Origin of the sequence: Streptomyces sp., assembly GCF_031181555.1 — a bacterium.
In the GTDB taxonomy this organism is placed as follows: Bacteria; Actinomycetota; Actinomycetes; order Streptomycetales; family Streptomycetaceae; genus Streptomyces; species Streptomyces fimbriatus.
The window spans coordinates 18,285-33,516 of record NZ_JAPSKQ010000062.1; the positions used below are offsets into that span (position 1 = coordinate 18,285).

Here is a 15,232-nt window from a genome sequence, read left to right on the forward strand (position 1 = left end):
GAGGGGGCGCGCCCGCTGCTTCGGCGGGCCGCGGGGCCGGCCGGTGCCCGGCCGTGGGCCGGACGGGTCCTGGGGCCTCTCGTGCGGATCGTGCCGGGCTCGCGGGTCCCGGCACCCTGCCCCGCCGCGTCGTCGTCGGCCGGCGGGGCTCCGCCCCGCCGGCCCCTCCGCCTCGCGGTGCCCCCGTGCCTGAAAGGCGCGGGAGGTGCCCCCGCTCCCTGATCCGGCCCTCATCCGAACGAAGGAAAGACCCTAGGGGGCGGCCGTGGCGGCGGCGACCAGTGCTCGCATCACCCGCACGTCGTCGCCCATCTCCGGGTGCCACTGGACGCCCAGGACCCAGGGGGCCGTCGGGAGTTCGACCGCCTCCACCGTGCCGTCCTCCGCGTGGGCCGACGGGACCAGGCCCTCGCCCAGGCGGTCCACCGCCTGGTGGTGGAAGGTCGGTACGGAGGTCTCCTCCGGGACGAGCCCGGCGTAGCGCGTTCCCGGCACCGGCTTGACCGGGTGGCGGCCGAAGACGCCCGGCACCCCGGCGTGGCCGTCGATGTGCTGGACGAGCGTGCCCCCGAGGGCGACGTTCAGCAGCTGCATCCCCCGGCAGATCCCGAGCAGCGGGAGACCGCGTTCCAGAGCCGCCCCGATCAGCGCGAGCTCCCAGGCGTCCCGCGCCCGCGCGGGCGGCCCGGTGCGCGGGCCGGGCTCGGCGCCGTAGTGGACGGGCTCCACGTCCGGGCCGCCCGCGATCACCAGACCGTCGAGCCGCGCCACGGTCGCCGCGGCGTGCTCCGGCGCGTCCGGCGGGAGCATCGCGGCCAGTCCGCCCGCCCGCTGCACCAGCCGGGGATAGCCGACGGGCAGCAGCGCGGCGTCCAGCTGCCACACGCCCCAGCGCACGCCGGACTCCGCGTACGTACTGATGCCGATGAACGGCCCGGCCGTCATGCCCTGCACCTCTCGTCCGTGTCAGTTCCGGGACAACTCTGCCTCGGCCGCCGCCAGGGCCGCGAACTCCTCCTCCGGTGCCTTCGCCACCAGGTGCTTGCGGCTGTACAGGCCGAAGTACGCCACGGCCACGAGGTACACCGCCAGCGCGATGAACGCGGCCGTCACGTCCACCAGGAACGTCGCCACCAGCGCCGCACAGGCCAGCACCAGCGCGACCGACGAGGTGAGCACCCCGCCCGGCGTGCGGTACGGCCGGGGCAGTTCCGGCTCGCGGCGGCGCAGCACGATGTGCGAGAGGGACATCAGCGCGTACGAGATCGTCGCGCCGAAGACGGCCACGTTCAGCATGCGCGCCCCGTTGCCCGTCCCGGCGGCCAGCGCGAAGCCGATCGCTCCGGGCACCAGCAGTCCGAGGTAGGGCGCCCTGCGGCTGCTGGTGAGGGACAGGAACCTCGGCAGGTAGCCCGCGCGGGAGAGCGCGAACAGCTGGCGCGAACCGGCGTAGATCAGTGAGAAGAACGACGCGACCAGCCCCGCCAGGCCCGCGTAGTTCACGATCCGGCTCAGCACCGTCGCCTCGCCGTCCGGCTGGAGCGCCTCCACCAGCGGGTTGCCCGCGTCCTGGACCGCGGCCGAACCCCGCGCCCCGGCCGCCGCGACGAAGGTGACCACGGCCAGCACCACCAGGATGCCCATGGACCAGCGGATCGCCCTCGGCAGCGTACGGGCCGGCTCCTTGGTCTCCTCGGCGGCCAGCGGGACGCCCTCCACGCCCAGGAAGAACCACATGCCGAACGGGAACGCCGCCCAGATGCCGAGCAGCCCCATCGGCAGCCAGGAGTTCGCGCCGAGGGCCGAGGAGTCCACCGGGATGTCGTCGAGCGAGGAGGCGTCGAACCCGGGCAGCGCCCCCAGGGCGAAGACGACCAGTGCCGCCACCGCGATGCCCGTGACGACGAAGCTGAAGCGCAGCGCCTCGCCCACGCCCCAGAGATGGATGCCGATGAAGATCACGAAGCAGGCCAGGTACACCGGCCAGCCGGACTCCAGGCCGAACAGGCCCAGCGACTCGACGTAGTCGCCGATGAAGATGGAGATCGCGGCGGGCGCGAGGACGTACTCGATGAGGATCGCGGTGCCGGTGAGGAACCCGCCCCACGGGCCGAGCGCCCGGCGCGCGAAGCCGTACCCGCCGCCGGCCGTGGGCAGGATCGAGGACAGCTCGGCGAGGGCGAAGACCATGCAGGTGTACATGGTGCCCATCAGCACCATGGCGATCGCCAGGCCGCCGAAGCCGCCCTCGGCCAGGCCGAAGTTCCAGCCCGAGTAGTCGCCGGACACGACGTAGGCGACGCCGAGGCCGGTCAGCAGCAGCCAGCCGGCGCTGCCGCGGCGCAGCTTCCTGCGCTCGAGGTAGTCGTCCGCCTCGCCGGCGGAGGTGCGGGACGCGGGTGGAAGGCTCACGGGGCGGCTCCCCAGGGGGCGGCGGCGATGAAGGGGGCAATGGAACGGATCCAGACCTTTGTGGGCCCATACCTTCGTGGGGTGAGCGGCGCCCGTGCAAGACCCGTGCGTCGAACCGCTGTGAACCCTGCCCCGGTCCGGGGCGCGTCACGCCCTCATGCCAGGAACCCCCGCAGCAGCGCCGCCGTCCCCGCGCAGTGCTCGCGCATCATCTCCCGCGCCCCGTCCGCGTCCCCCTCCAGCACCGCCTCGACCAGCGCGGTGTGCTGCCGCTGGGAGTGCTCCAGGTTGCGCACCAGGAGCGGGATGCAGTCCAGCAGGTCGTTCACCGCCGCCCGTATCGCCGCGTACTGGGCGGCCAGCGTCGGCGAGCCGCACAGCTCGGCCAGCGTGAGGTGGAACAGGGTGTCCAGGCGCCGGTAGTCGGCCGGCGGGGCGTCCCGGGTGCCGGCCAGCGCCCCGCGCAGCCGCGCCGCCTGCCCGTCCGTCAGGCCGTGCGCCGCACACAGGCCCGCCGCTCCCACCTCCAGCACCTCGCGGAAGCGCAGCACGTCCTCGATGTCGACCCCGGCGATCCGCCGCCGCAGCTCCTCCTCGCCCGTGTCCGTCGGCCGGGGCAGCACGAACGTGCCGCCGTACCGGCCGCGCCGAGGCTCCACCAGCCCCTGGTCCCGGAGCACCTTCAGCACCTCGCGCAGCGTCACCCGGCTGATGCCCAGCCGCTCCGCCAGCTCACGCTCGGCCGGCAGCCGCTCCCCGCCCGCCACCAGGCCCAGCCGCACGACCTGGAGGATCTGCTCCAGCGCCTCCTCGAAGCCGTTGCCCGCGCGGACCGGCCGCAGCACCGGCGCGAGGCGGTCCCCGGCCGCGCCGGTCGCTTCTCCCGGTTCTTCCGGCATGCGGCCGTGCCCCCTTCCCAAGCAATGGTTCTCAGCAATACCTTATGGCTCCCGGACGGCCGAAGAAGCCCGAGGAGGCTCTCCCGTGGCAGACCGCACACCCCCGCTCGGTGTCGAGGAACTGCACGCCCTCGTCGCGGGCGGTGAGATCGACACCGTCGTCCTGGCCTTTCCCGACATGCAAGGGCGGCTCCAGGGCAAGCGGTTCGCCGCGCGCTTCTTCCTCGACGAGGTCCTCCGGCACGGCACCGAGGGCTGCAACTACCTGCTCGCCGTCGACGCCGACATGAACACCGTCGACGGCTACGCGATGTCCTCCTGGGAGACCGGCTACGGCGACTTCGCCATGCACCCCGACCTCGCCACGCTGCGCCGCGTGCCGTGGAACGAGGGCACCGCCATGGTCGTCGCCGACCTCGCCTGGGCCGACGGCTCCCCGGTCGTCGCCGCCCCGCGCCAGATCCTGCGCCGCCAGCTGGAGCGCCTCGCCGGGCTGGGGCTCACCGCCCAGGTCGGCACCGAGCTGGAGTTCATCGTCTTCGAGGACACCTACGAGCAGGCCTGGGACGCGGGCTACCGCGGCCTCACCCCGGCCAACCGGTACAACGTCGACTACTCGGTCCTCGGCACGGGGCGGATCGAGCCCCTGCTGCGCCGCATCCGCAACGAGATGGCCGGCGCCGGGCTCACCGTCGAGTCCGCCAAGGGCGAGTGCAACCCGGGCCAGCACGAGATCACCTTCCGCTACGACGAGGCCCTGGTCACCTGCGACCAGCACGCCGTCTACAAGACCGGCGCCAAGGAGATCGCCTCCCAGGAAGGCGTGTCGATCACCTTCATGGCCAAGTACAACGAGCGGGAGGGCAACTCCTGCCACATCCACCTCTCCCTCGCGGACGCCGACGGCACCAACGCCATGGCGGGCTCCGCCCAGGACCCGGGCGGCATGTCCGACGTCATGCGCCGCTTCCTCGCCGGACAGCTCGTCGCGCTGCGCGAGTTCTCCCTGCTGTACGCGCCGCACATCAACTCCTACAAGCGGTTCCAGCCGGGCTCCTTCGCCCCGACCGCCGTCGCCTGGGGGCACGACAACCGCAGCTGCGCCCTGCGCGTGGTCGGCCACGGCCGCTCCCTGCGCTTCGAGAACCGGCTGCCCGGCGGCGACGTCAACCCGTACCTCGCCGTGGCCGGAATGGTCGCGGCCGGGCTGCACGGCATCGAGCAGAAGCTGGAGCTGCCCGAACCCTGCCCCGGCAACGCCTACACCGCCGGCCACGAGCACGTCCCCACCACCCTGCGCGAGGCCGCCGAGTCGTGGGAGCACAGCGCGATCGCCCGGGCCGCCTTCGGCGACGAGGTCGTCGCGCACTACCGCAACATGGCGCGCGTCGAGATCGACGCCTTCGACGCCGCGGTCACCGACTGGGAGCTGCGCCGCTCCTTCGAACGCATGTGAGGCCCGACGTGTCCCACGACTCATCCGAGCTCCAGGTACGCAACCCGGCGACCGAGGAGGTGATCGCCACCGTCCCGGCCGCGACGCCCGCCGACGTCGACGCCGCCGTGACGCGTGCCGCCCGCGCGCAGACCGCCTGGGCCGCCCTCGCGCCCGGCGACCGGGCCCGGCTGCTGCGCCGCTTCGCCGCCACGGTCGACGAGCACACCGAGGAACTGGCCCGCCTGGAGGTCCGCGAGGCCGGCCACACCCTCGGCAACGCCCGCTGGGAGGCGGGCAACGTCCGCGACCTGCTCGACTACGCGGCCGGGGGAGTGGAACGCCTCACCGGCCGCCAGATCCCGGTCCCCGGCGGCGTGGACGTCACCTTCCTCGAACCGCTCGGCGTCGTCGGCGTCATCGCCCCCTGGAACTTCCCGATGCCCATCGCCGCCTGGGGCACCGCGCCCGCGCTCGCCGCCGGCAACGCGGTGCTCCTCAAACCCGCCGAGACCACCCCCCTCACCGCCCTGCGCCTGGCCGAACTCGCCCTCGCGGCGGGGCTTCCCGAGGGCCTGTTCCAGGTGCTCCCCGGACCCGGCCCGGTCACCGGGGACGCGCTCGTCGAGCACCCCGGCGTGGCGAAGATCGTGTTCACGGGGTCGACACCGGTGGGCAAGCAGGTGTGGGCCAAGGGCTCGGCGCACCTCAAACGCGTCACCCTCGAACTCGGCGGCAAGAGCCCCAACATCGTCTTCGCCGACGCCGACCTGGAGGCCGCCGCGGCCGCCGCCCCCATGTCCTTCCTCGACAACGCCGGCCAGGACTGCTGCGCCCGCACCCGCATCCTCGTCCAGCGCCGGGTCCACGACCGCTTCCTCGGCCTCCTCGCCCCCGCGATCGAGTCCGTCCGGGTCGGCGACCCGGCCGACGAGCACGTCCAGATGGGTCCGCTGATCTCCAGGCCCCAGCTGGACCGGGTCCGCTCGTACGTCACCGACGACCTCGACGGCATCCGCGGCAAGGCTCCCGAGGGCCCCGGCTACTGGTTCCCGCCCACCGTCCTCACCGGCGTCGAGCCGCACGCGCGCGTGGCCGTCGAGGAGGTCTTCGGCCCCGTCGCCGTCGTCCTCCCCTTCGACGACGAGGCCGACGCCGTACGCCTGGCCAACGCCACCGACTACGGCCTGTCCGGCTCGATCTGGACCCGGGACGTCGGCCGCGCCCTGCGCGTCTCCCGGGCCGTCCGCGCGGGCAACCTGTCCGTCAACTCCCATTCCAGCGTCCGCTACTGGACCCCCTTCGGCGGGTTCAAGCAGTCCGGCGTCGGGCGCGAGCTGGGCCCGGACGCCCTGGCCGCCTTCACCGAGACCAAGAACGTCTTCATCAGCACGGAGGGCTGACCGCTCATGAGTGAAGAGACCATCTGCCGCCGCCTGGTCGGCCGGACCGCCGTCGTCACCGGAGCGGGCAGCGGCATCGGCCTCGCCGCCGCCCGCCGGCTCGCCTCCGAGGGCGCCCACGTCGTCTGCGGCGACGTCGACGAGGCACGCGGCAAGGCGGCCGCCGAGGAGACCGGCGGGATCTTCGTCCACGTCGACGTCACCGACCCCGAGCAGGTCGAGGCGTTGTTCGGGACGGCCCACGACACCTACGGCAGCGTCGACATCGCCTTCAACAACGCCGGTATCTCCCCGCCCGACGACGACTCCATCCTGGAGACGGGACTGGACGCCTGGAAGCGCGTCCAGGAGGTGAACCTCACCTCCGTCTACCTGTGCTGCAAGGCAGCCATCCCCTACATGCGGCGCCAGGGCAAGGGCTCCATCATCAACACCGCGTCCTTCGTGGCCCGGATGGGAGCGGCCACCAGCCAGATCTCGTACACCGCCTCCAAGGGCGGCGTCCTCGCCCTGTCCCGCGAGCTCGGCGTGCAGTTCGCGCGGGAGGGCATCCGCGTCAACGCGCTGTGCCCCGGGCCGGTCAACACCCCGCTCCTGCGGGAGCTGTTCGCCAAGGACCCCGAACGCGCGGCCCGCCGCCTGGTCCACATCCCGCTCGGCCGGTTCGCCGAGGCCGAGGAGATCGCCGCCGCCGTCGCCTTCCTGGCCAGCGACGACTCCTCCTTCGTCAACGCCACCGACTTCCTGGTGGACGGCGGGATCTCGGGTGCGTACGTCACACCGCTGTAGCGCTCGTCCTACAGTGCCGGGATGAGCATGACGCCTCCGCCCGGTTGGTACCGCGACCCGCACGCCCCGCACCTGGAACGCTGGTGGGACGGCACGGCCTGGACCGAGCACCGGCGCGCCCCCGAGGCCGCCGGGCCGGTGCCCCCGTCCCCGGACGGCGTCAGCGGCCGCGCCAAGGCGGTGGCCCTCACCACCGCCGGGGCCGTGCTCGTCGCCGCGATCGTCACCGGAGCGGTGTTCCTCGGCGGGGACGACGACCCCCGGACGAGGACCGGCCCGACGGCGACCGGCTCCGCCCCCGCGCCGCAGACCTCGTCGCCGCCGCCCTCCTCCTCCGAGCCCCCGGCCGACGACCCGGGCGTGGTCGAGGACCCGCTCAACGGCATCACCTTCCCGCTCCTCGACGGCTGGGTCCGGCCGGAGAACGTCGCCGAGGACGACGTCGTCATGACCACCGACGGCACCTACGACTGCCCCGGCGAGGGCTCCGTCTGCCGCCACGGCCTCGTCATCTCCCGCACGGTGACCGGGGCCGACGAGACCTCGCCCGAACTGCTCGCCAGGGAGGACGTCTCCGAGGCGGCCGACGAGGCCTTCCACGAGGACACCATCGGCCGCCGCCCCTACGGGGGCCTGGAGTCCCACCGGGTCGTCAAGGCCGGACCGGTCGCGGTGGCGGGGCGCGCCGGGTACCTCGTGCGCTGGCGCGTGACGACCGCCGAGGGCCCCGGCGGCTATGTGCAGTCGCTGGTCTTCCCGTCCAGCGTCGGCACCGAGTCCCCCGTCCTCGTCCGCTACGTCTTCGACGCCGGCGAGGACGGACCGCCCCTGGCCGACATGGACCGCATCACCGAGGGCATCCGCTCCGTCACCGGCGCCGGCTCCGGCGGCGTCGGCAGCAGCATCGGACCGGCGGACTGAGCGGTCACAGGAACGTGCGACCCTCGCCGCGGTACGTCGGCACCGTCGCCGTCACGGCCCCGCCCTCGACCAGGTGCAGCACGTCGAACCGCTCGCACAGCTCGCCCGCCTTGGCGTGCCGGAACCACACCTTGTCGCCGATCAGCAGATCGTCGGCGGGCGAGCCCAGCAACGGCGTCTGCACCTCGCCGGCCCCCTCCTGCGGGTCGTAGCGCAGGCCCTCGGGCAGATACGGCACCGGCAGCCGGTCCGCGCCCGGCGCACCGGAGGCCGGATACCCCCCGCCGAGCACCGTCACCACGCCCACGCCCGGCCGCCGTACGACGGGCTGGGCGAAGAGGGCCGCCGGACGTCCCGTGAACGACGTGTAGTGGTCGAACAGCCGGGGCGCGTAGAGCCCCGATCCGGCCGCGATCTCGGTCACCGCGTCCTCCGCGGCGGTGTGCTGCACACTGCCCGTGCCGCCGCCGTTGACGAACTCCAGATCCGGTACCACCGCCCGTACCGCCCGCACCACCGCCGCGCGCCGCTCGGCGAGTTCGCGCCGGGCGGCGGCCTGCATCAGCCGCACCGCACGGGACCGCAGCGGCCGCCCGGGCACCGCGTCGCCGACCCCGGCGACATGACCCTCGTACGCCATGATCCCCACGACCCTGAACCCCGGCCGCCGGGCCACCGCGCGCGCCACGTCGGCGATCTGCGCGGGGGAGTGCAGCGGGGAACGCCGGGCGCCGACCCGCACCCGCCCGCCCAGCAACTTCAGGGAGGTGTCCAACTCCAGGCAGACCCGCACCACTTCACCGCCACCGGCACGCGAGGCGTCGATCAGGTCCAGTTGCGCCGGGTCGTCGACCATGACCGTGACGGCGGCGGCGAGCTTGGGGTCGGCGGCGAGTTCGGCGTACCCGGCGCGATCGGCCGAGGGGTAGGCCAGCAGGACGTCGTCGAAGCCGGAACGGGCCAGCCACAGGGACTCGGCGAGGGTGAACGACATGACGCCCGCGAAACCGTCACGGGCCAGGGCCCGTTCGAGCAGCGCACGGCAGCGCACGGACTTGCTGGCCACCCGGACCGGCTTCCCGCCGGCCCGGCGGACCAGGTCGTCCGCGTTGGCGTCGAAGGCGTCCAGATCCACGATCGCCAGCGGGGCGTCGAGGTGGGCGGTGGCCTGGTCGTAACGGGCCCGGTCGGAGGCGCGCGCAGTCATGAACGCAGCCTGCCAGACGGGATTACCGCAGGGTAGGGGATGTTCCGGGCAGATGCCGCGGCCCCGCGGACCGGTTCCCGTTCGGGCGGGGACACGCCGTAGAGTGACGCGCACGCACGGCGGAGCGGCGCCGGCCGGAGGTCCGGGCCGGGATGACGCGCCGCCGGTGCGGGTATCTGTGCCCGGGACGCGTCCGTGCCGGGCCCCTGGCAGGAGGACACCGGTCCGCACGTGAGGAACGGCCCGGACACGAGGAAACGGGGGGTGCATGAGCACGGAAGCGCGGCGCGCCTCCCACCCCCCGCGTCCCACGACGCCTCCGTCCGCGCCCGCACGCCCCTCCACGCCTCCGCCCCCGCCCACACCCCCGCGACCGGTGCACCCGCCGAGGACGGCGCAGGACGGCACGGCGGATCCGGACCACCGGCGGCAGCCCGTCCCGCAGGAGGCGTCCCGCGCGACCCCCGCGGAGGGACCGGCCGCGGGCGCCGCCCCCCGGGGCGGATCGCCGAGCGACGACGAGCCGGCGGGCCGGACCCCGCAGAGCGCCGGGCTCGCGGGCAGGACGCCCGACGGGAGCGGGCTCACGGATGCGGCGTCCGACCGGACCGGGGACACCGGGCGGCCCCCGGCCGGCCCCGAGGACGGAACGCCGGACGGAGCCGTGTCCTCAGGGCCGACCCCGGACGGGGCCCTGCCTCCGAGGCGGACCACGGGTGGGACCGGCGCGTTCGACGTGCGTGAGCCGGCCCGGGGCGGCAGGCACACGGACACGGATGCCGGGCCGGCCGGCACGGGCCCCGTGGCGCCACCGCCTCCCCGCGCCTCCGCCCGCTTCCCGGACGCGCCGCCGGCCGTCGGCCGGGGAGTGCGGTCCGCGAGCGCCTCCCGCCCGGGCGGCTCCACCGCCGTGCCGAGGCAGCCCGGTCACCGCCCCGGCGGGGACCGTACGGACACACCCCCGGAGACCCCGTCGGAGCAGACCACCCGCCTGCGTCCGGTCCCCGCGGCCCCGGTCCGGCCGCGCACCCCGGACCGCCCGCTCCCGTCGGACCGTCCGCGCACGCCCTCCACGGCGCCGCTCGCCGCACCCCGTCCGACGCACGACGCGGCACAGGTGCCGGTCTCCCGGCCGGGCCCCGGAGCGCCCGACCCCGCCCTCTCGTGGAGTGCCTCCGCGCCCCCGGACGGCACGCGCCACGGGGCCGGGCGGCCGGCCGTGTCGTTCGGGGAACCGGAGGGGTACGACGAGAACGCACGGCCGCGCCCGCTCGGGCGGCGCGGCCGGTCCCGGGCCGTCGCCGCCGCCGTCTGCCTCGTCCTGGGGACGGGCCTGATCGGCGGTGCCGTCACCGGGAGCTGGCTCGTCGGGGACTCCGGCGGATCCGGGGCCCGCAACGGCTTCGCCGCCGCCGGGGACCTGTGGCACAACGTCCCGGTCGACCAGCTGTTCCCGCCCACCGTGCGGGGCGAGGGCGCGGGCCCCGGTGACGCCGACCGGACCTGGACCCGCATCGCCGTGGCCCCCGACGGCGGCTGCGAGGGCGCCTTCGCCCCCCTGCTGCGCAAGGTCCTCGCCCCCGTCGGCTGCGCACGCCTGCTGCGCGCCACCTACACCGACGCCACCCAGAGCCACGTCACCACCGTCGGCCTGCTGTTCACCGAGGCCGACGCCGCCGCCATGGCCTCCCTCGCCCGCCGCTTCGACACCGAACGCCTGGACCGCCGTACCGACCTGATGCCCCTGCCGTACGCCGCGAAGGACACGGCCGCCGCCGCATTCGGCGCCCGGCAGCGTGCGTCCTGGGCGATCTCCGTCCTCACGGACGCCCCCGTCGTCGTCTACGCCGTCTCCGGCTGGGCCGACGGCCGCACCGTCGACACCCCGCAGCCCGCCGAGGAGGCCATGGAGTCCGGCGCCACCACCGCCCCCGCGCAGGCCGGCCTCGGCCACGAGGCGCAGGGCCTGGCCGACCGGGTCGAGCGCGGCGTGCGCAGGCACGCCGGCACCGCCACGGAGCGGCCCTCATGAGGCAGGTCACCAGCCGGCGCCCCGCCGCGGCCCTCGGCGTCCTGCTCGCCGCTTCCCTCGCCCTCCTGCCCGCCACCGCCGCGCACGCCGACGGCATCCGTGCCCGGCAGTGGAGCCTGGAGGCCATGCGCGTCCAGGAGGCATGGCGGACCACGAAGGGCGAGGGCGTCACCGTCGCCGTCCTGGACACCGGAGTCGACGCCGACCACCCCGACCTCGAGGGCAACGTCCTCACCGGCAAGGACCTGATCGGCTTCGGCGCCGAACGCGGCGACCGCGCCTGGGCCCGCCACGGCACCGCCATGGCCGGCATCATCGCCGGTCATGGACACGGCCCCGGGAACGCCGAGGGCGTCATGGGCATCGCGCCCGAGGCCAGGATCCTCCCCGTCCGGGTGATCCTGGAGGACCGCGACCCGTCCCGCGCCAAGGCCCGCAGCACCCGCGGCAGCGCCCTCGCCGAGGGCATCCGCTGGGCCGCCGACCACGGCGCCGACGTCATCAACCTCTCCCTCGGCGACGACTCGGCCTCCGCGCACCCCGAAAGCGGCGAGGACGAGGCCGTCCAGTACGCCCTGCGCAAGGGCGTGGTGGTCGTGGCCTCCGCCGGGAACGGCGGCGAGAAGGGCGACCGCGTCTCCTACCCGGCCGCCTACCCGGGCGTCATCACCGCCACCGCCGTCGACCGCTACGGCACCCGCGCCCCGTTCTCCACCCGCCGCTGGTACGCCACGGTCAGCGCCCCCGGCGTGGACGTGATCATCGCCGACCCCGACCGCAAGTACTACGAGGGCTGGGGCACCAGCGCGGCCGCCGCGTTCGTCTCCGGCGCCGTCGCCCTGGTCAGGTCGGCCCACCCGGACCTGACCCCGGCCCAGATCAAGCGGCTCCTGGCGGACACCGCCCGCAACGCCCCCGTCGACGGCCGCGACGACTCCCGCGGCTTCGGCTTCGTCGACCCGGCCGCCGCCCTCGAAGCCGCGGCCCGCACGAAGCCCGCGGGCCTGAAGGCGGCGGTCCACGGCGAGAAGTACTTCGGCCCCGGCCCGGACACCGCCGCGTCCGACGACGGCTCCGCCGCCCGGACGGCCCCCCTCGCGGGCGGTGCCGGCGGCGTCCTGCTGGTCGCGGCGGTGGTCCTGTGGCGGGGGCGGCGCGCGCACGGCGAGGACTACTAGGGCCTGTCCGGCGGAGCGTGCCGGAGACGCGGGGTCCGGCACGCCCTCCCCCGAGCTCTTCGAGCAGGGGGCACCCCGTCGCCCCCGCTCGCCCGCGTCGGCAAGGCGCCGTCGGTCTCCCCGACCCGATCCGCCGGACGGGCCCCGGCCGGCCGCCGAGCGATCACGAGCGGGCCGGCGGCGGGCCGCCCGGGTCCGAGCCGGTCACGGGTGGCCGATAAGGTCGGTGACCGTGGCGAACAAGAACATTCCCGACTCCGGCTTCCGCGACGACGACGGCTCCGCCGACCCCCGGCTGAGCGCGGCGCTCGCCGCCTGGGCCGAGGACCGCGGCGCCGTCGGTCCCGTCCTCGAGGCACTCAAGGGCGCCCGGCTGCTCGTCCCGGTGGTGGCCGTCCTCGGCGAGGTCGAGGAGGACGAGAACGGGCTGCGCCGCGAGAAGACCAGCGACATGGCCGTCCCCACCCTCAGGGCGGGTTCCCGCACCGCCCTGCCGGCCTTCACCTCCACCGACTCGCTCGCCCGCTGGGACCCGGCGGCCCGCCCCGTCGCCGTGCCCCTGCACCAGGCGCTGCAGGCCGCCGCGCACGAGAAGGCGGACACGGTGGTCCTGGACATGGCGGGACCCGTGCCCTTCGAACTGACCGGCCCCGCGCTGCTCGCGCTCGCCGAGGGCCGTACGACCACCGACCCGCTCGCCGACCCGGCGGTCACCGAGGCCGTGCGCGCGGTCGTCGCCGCGGAGCCCGCCGTCCTGCGCGCCCACCTGGGACCGGGGCAGGCCGACGGCACCCTCGCCGTCGTCCTCGATCCCGCCGTGCCCCCCGCCGAGGCCGCCCGCGCGGTGGCTCGGCGGCTGGCCGCCGACGAAACGCTGAGGGCCCGCCTGGTGCGCGGCCTCGACCTGGCAGTCCTGCCGGCCGGGGTGACGCCTCCGGGCGAGCCCTTGTACGTGCGTACCTGAATCAGCCGCGGGGCAGCTGTGGCGCGGATCAGCTGTAGAGGGGGCCCGTGTACTTCTCGCCCGGGCCCTGGCCCGGCTCGTCCGGGACCAGCGAGGCCTCGCGGAAGGCCAGCTGGAGCGACTTCAGGCCGTCGCGCAGCGGCGCCGCGTGGAACGAGCTGATCTCGGTCGTGGAGGCGTCCAGCAGACCGGCCAGCGCGTGCACCAGCTTGCGGGCCTCGTCCAGGTCCTTGTGCGTGTCGCCCTCCTCGGTCAGACCGAGCTTCACGGCGGCGGCACTCATCAGGTTGACGGCGACCGTCACGATCACCTCGACCGCCGGGACCTCGGCGATGTCGCGGGCCATGGCGTCGAAGTCGGGGCTGCCGGGGGTCTCGGGGGCGTCCGAGGCGGGGGTGTCACTCATGCCCCACACGATAGGCGCAGGCGCGGGCCCCCTTGACGGCAGGAGGTGCGGGACGGGCGGTTAGCGTACCCCCTCGGGAGCTGCTAACCTTGTGTAACGACCGGTCGGACCCGTATGCCTCACGGCTCGCGAGCCCGGCCCACAAGTGGAGGCTTCCGAACTCCCACCTGGCCGCCCTCAGGGCGGCGGGTCACCGGTCAGGCGGCCCCGTCCCCGTGACGGCGATCCGCCCGAGAGCGCGCCCCGCGGCCATCGCGGCGGTGTTCCGGTAGTTCGAGGAGCCCCGCCTGTGATCGTCCGGGGCATTTTTCTGCTTCGGCGCGGTTAGGTCTAACGAACACAGACGTTACGCGGCTGTCCGCCAGACCGTCGCGTGGTGCTACCGAGGAGGATCCATCAGCGCCGAGCCCCGCATCAACGACCGGATTCGCGTTCCCGAGGTGCGACTTGTCGGTCCCAGTGGCGAGCAGGTGGGCATCGTCCCCCTGGCCAAGGCACTGGAGCTTGCGCAGGAGTACGACCTGGACCTGGTCGAGGTCGCGGCGAACGCCCGTCCGCCCGTGTGCAAGCTCATGGACTACGGGAAGTTCAAGTACGAGTCGGCCATGAAGGCCCGTGAGGCGCGCAAGAACCAGGCGCACACGGTCATCAAGGAGATGAAGCTCCGGCCGAAGATCGACCCGCACGACTACGACACCAAGAAGGGTCACGTCGTCCGGTTCCTCAAGCAGGGCGACAAGGTCAAGATCACGATCATGTTCCGTGGTCGCGAGCAGTCCCGGCCCGAGCTGGGTTACCGGCTGCTGCAGCGGCTCGCGGAGGACGTCCAGGACCTCGGGTTCGTCGAGTCGAACCCGAAGCAGGACGGCCGCAACATGATCATGGTCCTCGGTCCGCACAAGAAGAAGACCGAGGCGATGGCCGAGGCCCGCCAGGCTCAGGAGGCCCGCAAGGCGTCCGCGAAGGCCAACCCCGGCCGCTCGCAGAACCCCGCGGACGCCGAGGCCCAGGCGGACACCGAGGCCCAGGCGGCCGCCGAGGAGCCTGCCGAGGCGTGACTCCCCGGGGCGCGAGCCCCAGGAAGCAACCGAAACAAGAACGACGCTCCACCGTGCCCGGTTTTCGTGACCGGGCACCGGAGCGCCACCGACGAGGAGAGAACGGCGCTATGCCGAAGAACAAGTCGCACAGCGGTGCCAGCAAGCGCTTCAAGATCACCGGCTCCGGCAAGGTGCTCCGCGAGCGTTCCGGCAAGCGCCACCTGCTCGAGCACAAGTCGTCCCGTGTGACGCGTCGCCTCACCGGCAACGCCGAGATGGCCCCGGGCGACGCCAAGAAGATCAAGAAGCTTCTCGGCAAGTGACGCCCCGGCGCGTGAGCGCCGTACGTACGTCAGGACCGGGACCCAATCGATTTCGGGCCGTGTGAGCTTCAACCGCGGCCCCGCTACAAGGAGTTAAACAAGTGGCACGCGTCAAGCGGGCAGTCAACGCCCACAAGAAGCGCCGGGCGATCCTCGAGCAGGCCTCCGGCTACCGCGGTCAGCGCTCGCGCCTGTACCGCAAGGCCAAGGAGCAGGTCACCCA

At 74.4% G+C, this 15,232-nt stretch carries 15 protein-coding genes; 10 read left to right on the plus strand and 5 right to left on the minus strand.

What is annotated here, in order from left to right:
* Window positions 1-252: 252 nt before the first annotated feature.
* The 3 genes from RIM90_RS15240 to RIM90_RS15250 form a co-directional block, all read right to left on the minus strand.
* On the minus strand, window positions 253-945 hold the full coding sequence (locus RIM90_RS15240) for a gamma-glutamyl-gamma-aminobutyrate hydrolase family protein (protein ID WP_309061235.1): 693 nt from the start codon (window positions 943-945) through the stop codon (window positions 253-255).
* Window positions 946-966: 21 nt separating this feature from the next.
* Complete coding sequence (gene eat, locus RIM90_RS15245) at window positions 967-2,412, minus strand: ethanolamine permease (protein ID WP_309061236.1); 1,446 nt, start codon at window positions 2,410-2,412, stop codon at window positions 967-969.
* 155 nt (window positions 2,413-2,567) lie between these two features.
* On the minus strand, window positions 2,568-3,311 hold the full coding sequence (locus RIM90_RS15250) for an FCD domain-containing protein (RefSeq protein ID WP_309061237.1): 744 nt from the start codon (window positions 3,309-3,311) through the stop codon (window positions 2,568-2,570).
* Between the two features lie 85 nt (window positions 3,312-3,396).
* Here RIM90_RS15250 and RIM90_RS15255 point away from each other — a divergent pair, with 85 nt between their 5' ends.
* Genes RIM90_RS15255 through RIM90_RS15270 form a run of 4 tightly spaced genes read left to right on the plus strand, consistent with a single transcriptional unit; the run spans window position 3,397 to window position 7,859 of the window.
* Complete coding sequence (locus tag RIM90_RS15255; protein ID WP_309061238.1) at window positions 3,397-4,767, plus strand: glutamine synthetase family protein; 1,371 nt, start codon at window positions 3,397-3,399, stop codon at window positions 4,765-4,767.
* 8 nt (window positions 4,768-4,775) lie between these two features.
* On the plus strand, window positions 4,776-6,149 hold the full coding sequence (locus RIM90_RS15260) for an aldehyde dehydrogenase family protein (protein ID WP_309061239.1): 1,374 nt from the start codon (window positions 4,776-4,778) through the stop codon (window positions 6,147-6,149).
* A 6-nt stretch (window positions 6,150-6,155) separates the two neighbouring features.
* Window positions 6,156-6,938: a 3-oxoacyl-ACP reductase gene (locus RIM90_RS15265; RefSeq protein WP_309061240.1), complete on the plus strand. Its 783-nt coding sequence runs from the start codon at window positions 6,156-6,158 to the stop codon at window positions 6,936-6,938.
* Between the two features lie 27 nt (window positions 6,939-6,965).
* Window positions 6,966-7,859 (plus strand): DUF2510 domain-containing protein, encoded by an 894-nt coding sequence (locus RIM90_RS15270; protein WP_309061247.1) that lies wholly within the window; start codon window positions 6,966-6,968, stop codon window positions 7,857-7,859.
* 4 nt (window positions 7,860-7,863) lie between these two features.
* Here RIM90_RS15270 and RIM90_RS15275 read toward each other — a convergent pair whose 3' ends face one another.
* Window positions 7,864-9,066: an amino acid deaminase/aldolase gene (locus tag RIM90_RS15275; protein WP_309061241.1), complete on the minus strand. Its 1,203-nt coding sequence runs from the start codon at window positions 9,064-9,066 to the stop codon at window positions 7,864-7,866.
* Window positions 9,067-10,285: 1,219 nt separating this feature from the next.
* On the opposite strand from RIM90_RS15275, the gene RIM90_RS15280 reads away from it, so the two are divergent.
* The 3 genes from RIM90_RS15280 to RIM90_RS15290 all read left to right on the plus strand — a co-directional run bounded on the left by RIM90_RS15280 (window position 10,286) and on the right by RIM90_RS15290 (window position 13,240).
* Complete coding sequence (locus RIM90_RS15280; RefSeq protein ID WP_309061242.1) at window positions 10,286-11,098, plus strand: hypothetical protein; 813 nt, start codon at window positions 10,286-10,288, stop codon at window positions 11,096-11,098.
* Window positions 11,095-12,276: a type VII secretion-associated serine protease mycosin gene (mycP, locus tag RIM90_RS15285; protein WP_309061243.1), complete on the plus strand. Its 1,182-nt coding sequence runs from the start codon at window positions 11,095-11,097 to the stop codon at window positions 12,274-12,276. Before RIM90_RS15280 ends, mycP begins: the two co-directional genes overlap by 4 nt.
* Window positions 12,277-12,508: 232 nt before the next feature.
* Window positions 12,509-13,240 (plus strand): SseB family protein, encoded by a 732-nt coding sequence (locus RIM90_RS15290; protein ID WP_309061244.1) that lies wholly within the window; start codon window positions 12,509-12,511, stop codon window positions 13,238-13,240.
* Between the two features lie 28 nt (window positions 13,241-13,268).
* Here RIM90_RS15290 and RIM90_RS15295 read toward each other — a convergent pair whose 3' ends face one another.
* A complete protein-coding gene (locus RIM90_RS15295; RefSeq protein ID WP_309061245.1) occupies window positions 13,269-13,646 on the minus strand; it encodes a DUF1844 domain-containing protein in 378 nt (125 codons plus the stop codon).
* A gap of 395 nt (window positions 13,647-14,041) precedes the next feature.
* Between RIM90_RS15295 and infC the strand changes: the two genes are divergently transcribed.
* The 3 genes from infC to RIM90_RS15310 form a co-directional block, all read left to right on the plus strand.
* On the plus strand, window positions 14,042-14,704 hold the full coding sequence (infC, locus tag RIM90_RS15300) for a translation initiation factor IF-3 (protein WP_309061248.1): 663 nt from the start codon (window positions 14,042-14,044) through the stop codon (window positions 14,702-14,704).
* 110 nt (window positions 14,705-14,814) lie between these two features.
* Entirely contained in the window at window positions 14,815-15,009 is a 195-nt protein-coding gene (rpmI, locus tag RIM90_RS15305) for a 50S ribosomal protein L35 (RefSeq protein WP_030577024.1), read from the plus strand.
* A 101-nt stretch (window positions 15,010-15,110) separates the two neighbouring features.
* The coding region (locus tag RIM90_RS15310; RefSeq protein ID WP_309061249.1) for a 50S ribosomal protein L20 at window positions 15,111-15,232 on the plus strand (122 nt) is incomplete at its 3' end.